The 11,866-nt window shown below is 52.9% G+C and carries 12 protein-coding genes and 2 pseudogenes; 3 read left to right on the top strand and 11 right to left on the bottom strand.

The annotated features are described in order from the left end of the window. Positions 1-176, top strand: a 176-nt coding sequence (locus IGR76_02600) for an IS5/IS1182 family transposase (protein MBF2077423.1), incomplete at its 5' end; no start/stop codon positions are given. 61 nt (positions 177-237) lie between these two features. Here IGR76_02600 and IGR76_02605 read toward each other — a convergent pair. From IGR76_02605 to prfC, 8 genes and pseudogenes are all read right to left on the bottom strand, one after another. Continuing rightward, positions 238-612 (bottom strand): annotated as a pseudogene (locus tag IGR76_02605) (Uma2 family endonuclease). Between the two features lie 7 nt (positions 613-619). Further along, positions 620-1,030 (bottom strand): transcriptional repressor, encoded by a 411-nt coding sequence (locus tag IGR76_02610; GenBank protein ID MBF2077424.1) that lies wholly within the window; start codon positions 1,028-1,030, stop codon positions 620-622. 289 nt (positions 1,031-1,319) lie between these two features. Beyond that, on the bottom strand, positions 1,320-1,505 hold the full coding sequence (locus tag IGR76_02615) for a hypothetical protein (GenBank protein ID MBF2077425.1): 186 nt from the start codon (positions 1,503-1,505) through the stop codon (positions 1,320-1,322). A 4-nt stretch (positions 1,506-1,509) separates the two neighbouring features. After that, positions 1,510-2,853 (bottom strand): cytosine deaminase, encoded by a 1,344-nt coding sequence (locus IGR76_02620; protein ID MBF2077426.1) that lies wholly within the window; start codon positions 2,851-2,853, stop codon positions 1,510-1,512. 190 nt (positions 2,854-3,043) lie between these two features. Next, positions 3,044-3,895, bottom strand: coding sequence for an ABC transporter permease (locus tag IGR76_02625; GenBank protein ID MBF2077427.1), 852 nt, complete (start codon positions 3,893-3,895; stop codon positions 3,044-3,046). A 62-nt stretch (positions 3,896-3,957) separates the two neighbouring features. After that, positions 3,958-4,710 (bottom strand): ABC transporter ATP-binding protein, encoded by a 753-nt coding sequence (locus IGR76_02630; GenBank protein MBF2077428.1) that lies wholly within the window; start codon positions 4,708-4,710, stop codon positions 3,958-3,960. Between the two features lie 6 nt (positions 4,711-4,716). Then, positions 4,717-5,793 (bottom strand): ABC transporter substrate-binding protein, encoded by a 1,077-nt coding sequence (locus tag IGR76_02635; GenBank protein ID MBF2077429.1) that lies wholly within the window; start codon positions 5,791-5,793, stop codon positions 4,717-4,719. A 96-nt stretch (positions 5,794-5,889) separates the two neighbouring features. Beyond that, positions 5,890-7,518 carry a peptide chain release factor 3 gene (prfC, locus tag IGR76_02640; protein MBF2077430.1) on the bottom strand — a complete coding sequence of 543 codons (1,629 nt, stop codon included), beginning with the start codon at positions 7,516-7,518 and terminating at the stop codon, positions 5,890-5,892. A 156-nt stretch (positions 7,519-7,674) separates the two neighbouring features. Here prfC and trxA point away from each other — a divergent pair, with 156 nt between their 5' ends. Further along, positions 7,675-8,010: a thioredoxin gene (gene trxA, locus IGR76_02645; protein MBF2077431.1), complete on the top strand. Its 336-nt coding sequence runs from the start codon at positions 7,675-7,677 to the stop codon at positions 8,008-8,010. Between the two features lie 137 nt (positions 8,011-8,147). Here the strand turns inward: trxA and IGR76_02650 are convergent, their stop codons facing one another. Together IGR76_02650 and IGR76_02655 are read right to left on the bottom strand one after the other, a co-directional pair. After that, a complete protein-coding gene (locus tag IGR76_02650) occupies positions 8,148-8,726 on the bottom strand; it encodes a Uma2 family endonuclease (GenBank protein ID MBF2077432.1) in 579 nt (192 codons plus the stop codon). 159 nt (positions 8,727-8,885) lie between these two features. Continuing rightward, on the bottom strand, positions 8,886-9,488 hold the full coding sequence (locus IGR76_02655; GenBank protein ID MBF2077433.1) for a Uma2 family endonuclease: 603 nt from the start codon (positions 9,486-9,488) through the stop codon (positions 8,886-8,888). Between the two features lie 149 nt (positions 9,489-9,637). Here IGR76_02655 and IGR76_02660 point away from each other — a divergent pair, with 149 nt between their 5' ends. Further along, positions 9,638-10,801 carry an LL-diaminopimelate aminotransferase gene (locus IGR76_02660; GenBank protein ID MBF2077434.1) on the top strand — a complete coding sequence of 388 codons (1,164 nt, stop codon included), beginning with the start codon at positions 9,638-9,640 and terminating at the stop codon, positions 10,799-10,801. 9 nt (positions 10,802-10,810) lie between these two features. On the opposite strand, the pseudogene IGR76_02665 reads toward IGR76_02660, so the two are convergent. Further along, positions 10,811-11,866: pseudogene (locus IGR76_02665) on the bottom strand (amidohydrolase).

Consider the following 11,866-nt stretch of genomic DNA (forward strand, 5'->3'; position numbering starts at 1 on the left):
GCTATCATCGTCGTTCGATTGCTGAAACTACCATGTTCCGCTTTAAGACTATTTTTGGGGGCAATCTCAGTGCACGTCAATTTGACAATCAAGCCGTGGAATTGTTCATCAAATGTGTTGCGCTCAACCGCATGATTCAGATCGCTAAACCCGATAGCTACAAGGTTGAAGGTTAATACCAGGACACTCTCAAGGCGAACCTGACCGTTTTTCTAATCATGCAACAAAGCCCAGATGGTCTGGAATTTCTGGATCTAGCCCCTCTAGCTGGTCTGCGTGCTGAATATAGAAGCCTGTATCCGGTTCTGCGCCTTTTTTCAGGTCTTCGCGATCCAGCGTGCTTGATCCGACATCCACGACTTCCAAACCTAATTCCTCGGTTAAGGTTTTCACAATCCGCGCTAAAAGACGATTGATGATTTCGTGGAGTTTTGACGGCATCTTGAGGCTGAGAATCCCTTGATTGTAGGCAAGGCGAGTGGCACGGTGATCGCCCATATCTGTCAGCATGGCCTGATAGGTTTGCCAGCTAATGGGAGATAGCACGATGGTTTGGGTCAGTTGTCCATCGAAATCGTCTAGCTCTAGCTCGCTGAGTTGAGGAGAGATCATAAAATTCTTAGGACGAGGGTTGGGGGGCAGAGTTAGCATTTTGATGGCAGCGATTGCACAAGCCAAAGAATTCCAGGGTGTGATAGTAAATCTTGAACTGATAGGACTCGTTGAGTCGATCTTCCAAATCGTGAACGGGACATTCATCAATGGGAAAGGACATGCCGCATTGTAGGCACGTGAGGTGGTGGCGATCTGCCTGCACCGAACTGTATAGCGCCTCCCCACTCGCCAGGGTTCGCATCTGAATCACGCCTTCTAGCTTCAGCGCTTCCAGGGAGCGGTACACCGTTGCTAACCCCATGCCCTGATTATGCTTGCGAAGCTCCATGTAGAGATCTTGGGCAGAAATCGCACGATCCAGCTTTTTCAACAAGCTGAGAACTTTTTCCTGGCTCCGGGTGCGTTTTTCCTTCATAGTGCGATCGCTCTATCCCTCAACACAGTGGATTGGACACAGCCATTGATGAAGCTGCTCCTTCTCTAGTGTGTGCTAAACGCGACGCAGTAAACAACTCTCTAGGATGACCCCTTGCGACAGAATCGGGTGGCACCACATACGCAATGCCACCTTTCTAGTAGTCTGCCAATGCCGCAGAGACAGAATTTATTGTGACTCGCAATACACCGGATTTTACTGCTTCTACAATTCCCGCAGTGTCGCCAGCAGAGTCTTTGGCCATACCGCTGGAGTAAGCGAATGTTGTTCAGGCTGCATAACAGGTGCGATCGCCAACACCGTAGGGTACGTTCCCGCAGTCAACTTCTAATTCTCCATCGATACAGTTTTTGAGATCGCACCAAGATTGTGGCTTCAAGCAAGGACGATCGCACGTATCCTGGTGGCGATCGCGATCTAAAAACACTGTAGACGGGCGATCGCCGGATTTCAATTCATTAAACGCGATCGCCCATCAGATCATCCAATTCCGAGTAATCCGGCAGGGTGGTATCAATCGCCTTGCCGTTGCGAATTACGGTGCGATCGCTCTGAGGCCGACTCAGCAACTCCCCAAAATTCCGAGCTTTGAACAGAATTAAGTTAGCCTCTAAACCAGTGCCAATCTGTCCAACCTGCGGCAATCCCATCAGTTCCGCTGGGGTACGGGTCACCGTGCGGCACCAGTCCCGATGGGGGCGATCCAGGTGGGCAATCTTGACCGACTGGGCGAAGACCTCCAGACCATCGTGATCGCCATAGGCATGGAAGGGATCGCGGCAGTTGTCACTGGCGACCGCTACGGGAACCTGCTGCTGCTTCAACTCGTGCAAAAGCGTCACCCCCCGCAATCTGGGCATGCGTCCGGGATGGCGATCTTGCAGGTACAGATTGCACATGGGCAAACTGACAATGCCAATGTTGGCCTCCTTCACCAGCCGAATCGTGGTGTCTGCATCCTCCGGGGACTGTACCGACAGACTGCAACAGTGACCGCAGACAATTCTCCCCGCAAACTGACGACGGATTGCGGTTTTGGCGATCGCTCTCAAAGACTGATGATCCGGATTCAGACTCTCATCGGTATGAAAGTCCAGATCCAGCCCCCGTTCCTGGGCAAGGGCAAAGACCCGATCCAACGGCTCATCCAAATCAGGATTCCCAAAGGAAACGCCACCGAGCAAGCCTCCGTGTGCTGCCATTTGATCCGCTAAGGCTTCCCCCTCTGGCGTCAGGTAATAGTCCAAGGGTAGGAGCGGAACAGCCTGTAAGCTAATGCGATCGCGCCACTCTTCGCGCAGTTTTAAAAACGCTTGGAGGCTGGAATTAAAAAAATCTCCGCCTGCATCCAAGTGAGTGCGGATTGCCTGCGTGCCGTGGGCATAGCTACAGCGCAAGCCAAACTCCATCCGCCGATACAGGTCTTCAATGTCCCAATGTTTCTTGTCTCCCTTTGCCGCGTCCAGAGCGTCGTCAAAGGTGCCGTTGGGATTGGGCGATCGCATCCAGGCGTGACCCTTATCTAAATGGGTATGCAGGTCTACAAAGCACGGCCACACCATGCCTTGCTTAAGGTCGATACTCGGCAAATCGGAATCAGAGCGATCGCCCTGCCCATACAGTGCCGCAATTTGTCCATCGCGGATTTCGATCTCCACCGCAACCAAATCCTCCTCAAGCCTGGAAGCGCTGAGATGGGCGATTGGCTGGCGGATCAGTTCCGATTCCGGGTCGGCAAGGAGAGCCGCAGGGATACGGGCGTTGGTCAGTCGGTACGTGGATTGAGTCGGAATCGGGAGCATGGTTAGGACGCTACGGGTTTCATGAAACACAGGTGGCAACCGATGAGATCAATTGACCCCATTCGGCCGGGAACGCGATCGCCACTCTTTTTAGGATATTTATGGGATACGTGACAACTACTCTCTCAGATTAGACTGGCAACGCAAACCCCTCCAACGTTGTATTTCCCAGGACTATCACGAAGCTGGATTACATATCTCCTGGCAGCGCACTCTCATGCCAGTGGCGCAGCAAAAACTCAGAGCATAGGGTTAAGAGGACGAAAATGAGAACCCCCAGACCTGCCGTCATGAGGAGTGCCGCAAACATTCGGGGAATTTGCAGATTATAGCTAGACATCAGGATTTGATAGGCAATGCCCGATCGTTGCCCCCCTGTCCCGGCCACGAATTCAGCGACGACGGCTCCAATCAACGCGAGTCCACCACTAATGCGAAGTCCACCTAGAAAGTAGGGCATGGCACTCGGCAACCGGAGGTAGAGCAGCGTTTGCCAGCGGGTTGCGTGGTAGAGCTTGAACAGATTTACCAGGTTTGGATCGGTGCTTTTTAAGCCCAAGGTTGTATTCGCAATGATGGGGAACAGCGCCACAATCCACGCACAAATGATCAGCGCTAAAAATGTACTGTTCTTGCACCAGATGATGATCAAGGGGGCAATCGCCACAATCGGCGTGGTTTGCAGCATCACCGCATAGGGAAAAAAACTGCGCTCTACCCAACGGTTCTGGGCAAACAGAATCGAGATGAACAAGCCAGAGACCACGGCTAATCCAAAGGCGGCGATTGTAATCTTCAGTGTCACCATCAACGACGGAAACAAGCGATTCCAGTCTTGGATCAACGTTTTCACTACTAGAATAGGCCCTGGCAGCAGGTAGGGCGGGGTGTTGGTCCAGCGGACGCTCAATTCCCATAGTGCCAAGACCACCAAACCGACCATCGTTGGAGCGAGCCAGTCTGCCCAAGGTATCCGATAACTGGACGGTAGGGACGATTTTGCCGGGACTAACTCAGAAGATGGTGTAAACAAACGGATCATGGTAGGTTCCTCGGTTTTTAGGGAGATGTATATCCAAGACCTCAGAGCATCCGGCAGAGAACTTACGCCATCGCCTCTGCCAACGCCGTAGACACCGCACGGCAATACTCCATAAAGTCTGGCGACATGCGAAATTCAGCGGTGCGAGGGTAAGGAGCATCGATGGGAATATCGGCAACAACCCGCCCAGGATGAGAGGCCATCACCACAACCCGCTGCGACAGATAGACGGCTTCATAAATATTGTGCGTTACAAACAAAACCGTCCACTGTTGGTTTTCCCACAGATGGAGGAGATCGCTATTGAGGCGACTGCGGGTGAGTTCATCTAAGGCTCCAAAGGGTTCATCCATGAGTAGGAAGGAGGGTTCAGTGACCAAGGCTCTGGCAATGGATACCCGCATTTTCATGCCTCCCGAAAGCTGGCGGGGATAGGCTCGCTCAAAGCCTTCGAGATCGACCAGTTTCAGACCGTGGGCGATCGCCGGACGTGCCTGACGGTAGGATAAGCCTGCGAGCTTCAGCGGTAGCCCAACGTTATCCCAAACCGTCGCCCACGGCATCAACGCGGCATCCTGAAACACGAAGGCCAGATGCTCTTTTAGATCAGCGTCGTCCCAATTAATGTGCCCCGATGAAATGCGGCTTAACCCGGAAATCAGTTTGAGAATTGTGCTTTTGCCGCACCCTGATGGCCCCACAAGGCTGACAAACTGGGAACGGGCGATCGCCAAATTGACTCCACTCAGAGCTACGGTTCTGTTGGCATAGACCTTACTAACATCGGTGAGGGCGATCGCTGGGCTTTGTGTCATGCTGGCTCACCCGGTATAGGTGTCAACCCCTTTGTTTACAAACTGTAAGGTATAAGCCTGCTTGTAATCAACGGATGCATCCAATACGCCTGCGTCTACCAGCGAGTCAAAGAAGGTCTTCCAGCGCTCATCAGTCATGGCTCCAATGCCCAGAGTTTCGGCATCACCGGAGATCAGAATGCCGTACTCCTTCAGCTTTTCCAGGCTATAGGCCAACTGCTCATCGGACATTTCGGGATTGTCGCGTTTGATTAACTCATTGGCGGGGGCTGGATCGTCTAGGTAGCTATACCAGCCTTTAATCGAGGCATCTACAAATCGCTGCACCAGATCGGGGTTCGATTCCACGAGTTCCCGTTTGGTTTCAATCGTGGTGGAGTAGGGGCTGTAGCCATAATCCGCCAACAGAAACACGACGGGGTCAAAGCCTCCTTCTCGCTTAATCGATAGAGGTTCTGAGGTCAGGTAGCCCTGTTGTGCGGAGGTTGGATCTTCTAAAAAGGGGCGAGGGTCGAAATTATAGACGGTTTTTTGATCATCGGTGAAGCCAAACTTAGCCCTTAGGAACGGCCAGTAGGTAAAATTAGCAGCCGAGGAAATAAATATTCGGCGTCCCTTCAGATCTGCCAGCGTTTCGATTTCTTGTCCAGGATGGGCAATCAGAATTTGGGGATCTTTTTGGAACATAGACGCAACGGTGACTTTGGGAATGCCTTCGACGATGGCGTTAATCGCATCAGACCCGTAGCCCATAAAGAAATCGACGGCACCTCCCATGAGAAGCTGCGTTCCATTCACCTGGGAGCCACCCATGCGAATCGTGACCTCTAAACCATGATCGGCATAAATCCCCGTAGCCACCGCTTGATAAAAGCCGCCATGCTCCGCCTGGGCATACCAGTTGGTGCCGTAGGTAAGTTTGGTTAATTCGCCACTGGTATCCGAGGTGCTTGTGTCTGAAGTCGATGCCTGTTGACCGCAAGCGGCCAACGCTCCTGTACCAAGGGCGATCGCCCCGTATTTCAAAAAGCGTCGCCGACTGAGATCGTTGCTAAATGCCCGATAGAACTGTAAATTTGCCACTTTCCCTGCCTATTCGATACTTTTTACTATCTAGCAAATTTAGAGTACCCCAGACTCTAGGTTGCAACACCAGAATCTTTAATGTGGACGAGCAAGCTAAATTGCTGTCGGTTCCTTGCCAGACACGACTGGAGCCGTAGTATTTAGCTGGAGTTCTGGATGATCGCCTTCAATTTGCTGAAGGTTCCACTCATTGCGGAATAGGAGCACTGGACGATCCCAGCTATCTTTGACCACGACAGTATTAAACAATCGTCCCACTTTCTCCAGGGCTTCCCAGCCCCCGCCCACCCAACGGGCGACGCTGTAAGGTAAGGGATCGAGCAAGGTTTCAACACCGTATTCGTTGAGCAACCGGAACTGCACCACTTCAAACTGGAGTTGTCCTACGGCAGCTAGGATTGGATCACGGCGCGATTCATCGGCGGAATACATGATCTGAATCGCACCCTCTTCCCGCAGTTCGCTAACGCCCTTGCGGAAGGATTTGAACTTTGAGGGGTTGGGGTTCTTGAGGTAGGCAAAGAGTTCAGGAGAGAAACAGGGAATTCCCTCGTATTCCAACCGTTGACCGAGGTAGATGGTGTCGCCAATGGCAAACGCGCCGGGGTTATTCAAACCAATCACATCACCGGGATAGGCTTCAGACAGGGATTCGCGATCTTGTCCAAACAGCTTTTGTGGGTGGGAAAGACGCACGGTTTTTCCCGATCGCGCATGGTTGACCACCATATCTTTCTCGAACTTGCCGGAACAGATGCGGATAAAGGCGACGCGATCGCGGTGCTTGGGATCCATGTTGGCCTGCAGCTTGAAGACGAACCCGGTGAAGTTTTCGTAGGTGGGGTCGATATCGCCTTCGGTGCTGTGGCGTGAGCCTGGTTTGAGGGCGTAGTCCAAAAAGGCATCGAGGAAAAGCTGTACCCCGAAGTTGGTCATGGCGCTACCAAAAAACACGGGGGTCATTTTGCCCTGATGCACCAAGTCCAGATCCAGATCAGCCCCGACCATATCGAGCACTTCTAGGTCTTCTTTGAGTTGGGAGTAGAGTTCGGGTTCTAGTAACTCCTCGATGCGCGGATCGCCGAGATCAATCACGGTATCCTCGGCGGCCTTACTCCCGTGGGCGGAACGCTCAAACAGATGAATCTGGTTTTTGCGCCGATCAAACACCCCACGGAAGCGATCGCCACTGCCGATCGGCCAGTTCACCGCATAGGTTTGCAGCCCCAGTTCTTTTTCAATTTCGTCCAAAAGCTCCAGCGGATCCCGTCCTGGACGATCCATTTTGTTCATGAAGGTGAAGATGGGGAGCGATCGCATCCGGCAGACTTCAAACAGCTTGCGGGTTTGCGGTTCCAATCCTTTCGCCGCATCCTCCAGCATCACTGCATTATCGGCAGCGGCCAGGGTGCGATAGGTGTCTTCGCTAAAGTCTTGGTGTCCGGGCGTATCCAGCAGGTTAATCCAGCAATTGCCATACTGAAACTGCAGCACCGTGGAGGTGATCGAAATCCCCCGCTGCTGTTCCATCGCCATCCAGTCAGACGTAGCGTGCCGCTGGGCACGCTTAGCCTTCACCGCGCCTGCTTCCTGAATCGCACCTCCGTACAGCAGCAGCTTTTCGGTGAGGGTGGTTTTTCCGGCGTCCGGGTGGGAGATGATCGCAAAGTTGCGGCGTTGTTCGACAGCGGCTTGCAGTTCAGTCTGGAGTTCCGTGGGCATTCCTGGGTTTAAACGTCCTAGTTATCAATAGAATATGAGCGATATATAGATCACTCAGATTTCTATTATAGAAGCTTGCTACGGACGGAAAATGTCCACAAGAGGCATCCATAGGCAGGTAAGCTAGGAAAGGAGTATTTTGGGGCGTAGAAGTTCATGGCTAGCAGTGTTCTTGTGATTTCGGATGCTCAGTTTGAGGCTGAGGTGTTGCGATCGGAGAGTCCGGTGCTGGCGTACTTTTGGGCATCGTGGTGTGGGCCTTGCCGTCTGATGTCCCCGGTGATGGAGAAGGTCGCCCAGGAGTATGGCGATCGCCTCAAGGTTGTGAAACTAGAGGTTGATCCGAATCCTGAGACGGTGGCGACCTACAAAGTGGAAGGGGTTCCCTCCATGCTGCTGTTCCGGAATGGTGCGCTTGTGGAGCAAGTGGAAGGCGCAATTAGCAAGCAGAAGCTAGAGGATTTCTTGAATAATCATTTATCGGCGGTGTAGCTCGATCGCGCCTACGGAATTGAGATCTGCGACTTCTTTTGCGGGCTGAAAGGCTGGGCTGAGGTGCAAGCAAGAAAGCGCAGATCTTTGGGCACTGCTTTATAAAAGGCGATCGCGCCTTGTCGCCTATCTATCCATCAAGCAAAAACGGCTGTGGGTGTGAGGGCGATCGCTGGCACGATCGCAGACTGAATCGGTTCTGTGCCCTGATAGACGTTCGTTTCGTACATCCCGTTCACCCATTGGCAGACGGTAATTTGCTGCATTTCGGGGTCTACGATCCAGTATTCGGCAATGCATCGTGCGGCGTACTCGGTGTATTTGTAGCGGTAGTCGCGGTCCCGGTTCACTTGCCCCGGACTGACGACCTCAATTACCAAGGCTGGAGGGGGCATATCGCGGGTAATCGTAGCCCGATTGGTATGGGCTAACGCGGCTTTCGATTCCTCAGAATGCACAAGGAGATCGGGAATACGGCACGTCGCCCGCCGACCGGAGACTTCAACTTCTGTTCCCCAAACAACTAGCTCTACGGAAAAGTGTTTGATTAGTTCTAAAAACAGTTTTCTAGCAATACCTAAGTTTTCATCGGATTCGGGAGGCATTTCAACGAGGACTCCATCCACGAGTTCGCAGCGGGTATCTGTTCCTGGGTCATAGACCAGGTAGTCTTCAATGGTTAAGTATTGGGATGGAGGGGAGGTGGCTTGGCTCATGGTGGCGATCGCCTGTCAGAGAGACTATTTCCGCTATTTTAGCGGGTTGGACTGTAGCACGAGCCAGTCCTGAGACTTCAGATCTGCGACTTCCTTTGCAGGCTGTCAAGTCCGTGCTGGGTTGCGAACAAGAAGTCGCAGATCTTTGAGTTCGATACCCTACCAAATCTTCCCCATCTGCAACCTAAACCCCGGCAGCTCCGGCTCCCCACTGACAGTATCCGGGTTCTCTAAAATTTCAGGTTCCCGACCCGGACGATAGACATACACCATTCTATTTTGGCGATCGCACAGCCATCCCAACCGTGCCCCATTATCGATATACTCCCTCATCTTGGCCTGTAAGCGAGGCAGACTGTCGCTCGCAGAACGCAACTCAATCACAAAATCAGGACAGATCGGCGCAAAGGACGCTTTCTGGTCGTCTGTTAAGGTATTCCAGCGGTCTAGTTTAATCCATGACGCATCGGGAGAACGCGTCGCGCCATTGGGCAGCGTAAACCCTGCACTGGAATCAAAACCAATTCCCGTTCCATCTTGCTCCGTCCAACGACCTAGCTGCACCGCAATGTTGAAATTACGGTTCCCTGTATCCGAAAACGCTGGGGGCATAATCTCGACCTCTCCATTCGCCGTCCGTTCAATACGCAAATCCCGATTGGCGAGGCAGAACTCATAGAACTGCTGCTCGGTCATGGAGGCGATCGCCGGAAAGTCAACGGTTAGCGGGATGGTGTCGGTTTGAATCCGCAGTGTGGTCATGGTGCCCCTCGCCCTGTGGCAATGCTGGACGTATCCCCTATTTTCGCATAGGCATTCTGGGATAGGTTTCAGAATGTAAGGATTGCCCGACGCACTACGTTAGACTGGATCGTGCCCTGATTTTCACTCTTGCAGGAGGTTCAGTCATGATTGCTCTCGCCAAACGGATGGAATCGCTCCAAGCCAACGTGTTTGCCGATATGGATCGCGCTAAAGGACGGGCGATCGCCGCTGGCCGTGATCTGATTGATCTTTCTCTAGGTTCCTCGGATTTGCCGACGCCACAGCATGTTTTAGATGCGATCGCCCAATCCCTGCCCGATCCCAGCACCCACGGCTATCTCCTATTTAACGGCACTCGCGCCTTCCGGGAAGCGGTAGCCCAGTGGTATCAGCAAAAGTTTGGCGTTGCCGTTGACCCGGAAACCGAAGTCTTACCCCTCATCGGTTCCCAAGAAGGGACAGCCCATTTGCCTCTAGCCGTTTTGAATCCCGGAGACTTTGCGCTGCTGCTCGATCCGGGGTATCCCTCCCACGCAGGCGGCGTCTATCTGGCGAATGGACAAATCTATCCGATGCCGATTTTGGCTGAAAACCATTTTCTACCCGTCTTTGCGGACATTCCGACCCCGGTACTCGAACAGGCGCGGCTGATGGTGTTGAGCTATCCCCACAACCCGACAACGGCGATCGCCCCTCTCTCTTTCTTTCAGGAGGCCGTGGCTTTTTGTCAGCAGCACAATATCGTGCTCGCCCACGATTTTCCCTACGTGGATTTGACCTTTACCGAAACTCAAGCTCCCTCTATTTTCCAAGCCGATCCGGAAAAGACTATCTCTATTGAATTCTTTACCATGTCCAAGTCCTACAACATGGGTGGATTCCGCGTGGGGTATGCGATCGGTAATGCTGAGTTAATCCGGGCGTTGCGCCAAATCAAAGCCAACGTAGACTTTAACCAATATCGCGGAATCTTGAATGGGGCGATCGCCGCATTGACCGGCGATCAGAGTCCTGTACAGGACGTGGTAAACACCTTTCAACGACGCCGAGATGCTTTTGTGCAAGCCCTCCACCACATCGGTTGGCAGGTTCCTACCCCAGAGGCTACCATGTACGTCTGGGCAGCGTTACCCGAAACATGGTCAACGCGGTCGATTGAATTCTGTACCCGGCTCGTGGAGGAAACGGGTGTTGCTGTATCCCCAGGAGCAGGTTTCGGTAAGTCGGGCGAGGGATATGTTCGGTTCGCCCTTGTCCACGAACCGGAGATTCTTGAAGAGGCAGTGCGACGCATGGCAACGATGCTATAGCCAGGAGCATTAGCGATCGTTCGCATACTCGCTTACGGCATCTCGCACAAGCTGATCAAAGAAGGTAGCCCCCACCTTCAGCACGTCCTCATCAAAATCAAACGACGGATTGTGCAGCGGAATATTCTCCCAACTCGCCCGACATGCCCCAAACCTGACGTAGCAACCGGGCACTTTCTCCAGATAGTAGGAAAAATCTTCTGCCCCCATGCTGGGATAATCCATCTCCACGAGTCCGTCTTCACCAACCCCCTTCGTCGCCACTCGTCGGGCAATGGTGGCCTCCCGTTTTGTGTTCACCACAGGCGGATAGTCCTCCTTAATGTCCACTTGAACGGTGGCATTGTGGAGATCGCCGATGGCTTTTGTCATTCGTGCCAGTCCCTTGATTAAGTGTTGTCGCACCGTAGGCTCCGTTCTCCGAATTGTCCCTTGCAGTAAGGCTTCTTCGGCAATCACATTACTTGCGCTACCCGCCTGCACCTTGCCAATCGTGACCACGGAGGGATGCACTGGATTCGTTTCTCTGGACACCAGGGTTTGAACGGCCATAATCAAAAGTCCCGCCACGACAACGGCATCGACCGATTCATGGGGTCTCGCTCCGTGCCCTCCCTGCCCCTTCACTCGAATAGTAAAATCGTCGGATTGAGCCGTAATTGTTCCACTCGCGACCATAATCTCTCCCACGGCATGGTGGGGGTAACGTGTCCCCCAAAAATTGCATCGACTCTCTCTAACGCGCTCGCCTCAATCATGACTTGCGCCCCCCGCCATCTTCTTCTGCAGGTTGGAAAGTGAAGACCACATTCCCTGCGGGCGGATCGGCTTTCAACAATGCAGCGGCTCCTAAGAGGATGGCCATATGACCATCATGACCACAGGCATGCATCCGACCTGGATTTCGCGAGGCAAAGGGTAGACCTGTGTTTTCATTTCCGGGTAGGGCATCCATATCAACCCTTAACGCAATCGTTGGTGCATCAGGTTGGGCAGCTTTGAGTTGAGCAATAGACCTTATCGGAAATTGAGCCAATAGAATCAATATCAGGAGCGTCGACCAGG

Source organism: Synechococcales cyanobacterium T60_A2020_003, from assembly GCA_015272205.1.
Classification (GTDB): domain Bacteria; phylum Cyanobacteriota; class Cyanobacteriia; order RECH01; family RECH01; genus JACYMB01.

Bases quoted from the DNA above. Each gene is read 5' to 3' on its own strand.
- IGR76_02625 (MBF2077427.1), bottom strand. From the start codon at position 3,895: ATGATCCGTTTGTTTACACCATCTTCTGAGTTAGTCCCGGCAAAATCG.
- IGR76_02655 (MBF2077433.1), bottom strand. From the start codon at position 9,488: ATGACCACACTGCGGATTCAAACCGACACCATCCCGCTAACCGTTGAC.
- trxA (MBF2077431.1), top strand. From the start codon at position 7,675: ATGGCTAGCAGTGTTCTTGTGATTTCGGATGCTCAGTTTGAGGCTGAG.
- IGR76_02620 (MBF2077426.1), bottom strand. From the start codon at position 2,853: ATGCTCCCGATTCCGACTCAATCCACGTACCGACTGACCAACGCCCGT.
- prfC (MBF2077430.1), bottom strand. From the start codon at position 7,518: ATGCCCACGGAACTCCAGACTGAACTGCAAGCCGCTGTCGAACAACGC.
- IGR76_02630 (MBF2077428.1), bottom strand. From the start codon at position 4,710: ATGACACAAAGCCCAGCGATCGCCCTCACCGATGTTAGTAAGGTCTAT.
- IGR76_02650 (MBF2077432.1), bottom strand. From the start codon at position 8,726: ATGAGCCAAGCCACCTCCCCTCCATCCCAATACTTAACCATTGAAGAC.
- IGR76_02610 (MBF2077424.1), bottom strand. From the start codon at position 1,030: ATGAAGGAAAAACGCACCCGGAGCCAGGAAAAAGTTCTCAGCTTGTTG.